Annotated in this window: 1 protein-coding gene; it reads right to left on the bottom strand. The window is 73.2% G+C overall.

Annotated features, from left to right (window positions below; all coding sequences use genetic code 11):
* Nucleotides 1-136: 136 nt before the first annotated feature.
* On the bottom strand, nt 137-1,046 hold a 910-nt coding region (locus ACFXKA_RS43335; protein WP_379431961.1), incomplete at its 5' end, for an MFS transporter.

The following is a 1,046-nucleotide window of genomic DNA, read 5'->3' as shown; positions in this document are numbered from 1 at the left end:
CGGCCGCTCCACAACGTGTGCGCGCCAGGCGGGCGTGCGTCAGACCCGGCCCCGGACCCGTCCGGCGGATCTTCGCGAGCCCGAGACGATCGGCACCACGCGTCGCAAGAGGGCGACACCGGCAACCGGGCCCGGCCTACGGCCGGTCGACCTCCGTCGTTGGGCACGCGGGCTCGGGGCGTGGGGGCGGTGGGGTCGGGTGGAGGTGGGGCGCGCGGCGGAGGTCGCGGATCGGGCGGGATGTGAAGAGGGCCGCGCAGACCAGGACGTTCACCACCGCCCCGCCCACCAGCACCTCGCGCATCCCGATCGCCTCCGCCGCCGGGCCGGCCAGTGCGCGGCCGACCGCGAGCATGATGAGGGAGCCCGCCACGTCGTACGCGTGGAGCCGGTTCAGGGCCTCCGGCGGGATCATCGTCTGGACCGTCGTGGACCACATCACCAGCCAGAACGCGAAGCCCGTACCGCCCGCGAAGAATCCGGCGGCGAGCAGCGGCAGCGGGACGTCGTAGGCGAGCACCAGCAGGTTCGCGGCGACCGCGAACAGCGCGAACGTCCCCGCGAACAGCGGTCTGGCCGGGCGCAGTCGCAGCGCCAGCAGTCCGCCCGCCACGTTGCCCGCCCCGTGCACGGTCATCATCAGGCCGAACATGGCCGAGCTGTACCGCTCGGTGACTACCACCGCCTCCAGCGGGACCATCGGCCCGAGGACGGTGACGCCGTACACCGACCAGATCGCTATCACGCCCCACAGCCAGGACCGCGCGCGGAACTCGCGCCAGCCGCCGACCAGTTCGGTGAGCATCGAGTCGCCGCGTATCGCCTTCATGGTCGGCATCCGGACCAGGAACAGACAGATCCCGCTGATCCCGAACGTCGCCGCGTTGACCGCGAAGATCGTGCCGGGCCCGCCGAACCCGGCCAGTGCGCCGGCCGCCGCCGGACCCGCCATGGTCGCCAGGGACTCGGCGACCCGCAGCACCGCGTTGCCCCGCTGTACGTCGGGCGAGAGCACGGGCAGCATGCTGGCCACGCCGGGCTGGAAG

Source organism: Nocardia sp. NPDC059228 (assembly GCF_042754245.1).
Classification (GTDB): domain Bacteria; phylum Actinomycetota; class Actinomycetes; order Mycobacteriales; family Mycobacteriaceae; genus Nocardia.
The sequence above is the reverse complement of the archived record's forward strand: the minus strand, read 5'-3'. Positions and strand labels throughout refer to the sequence as shown.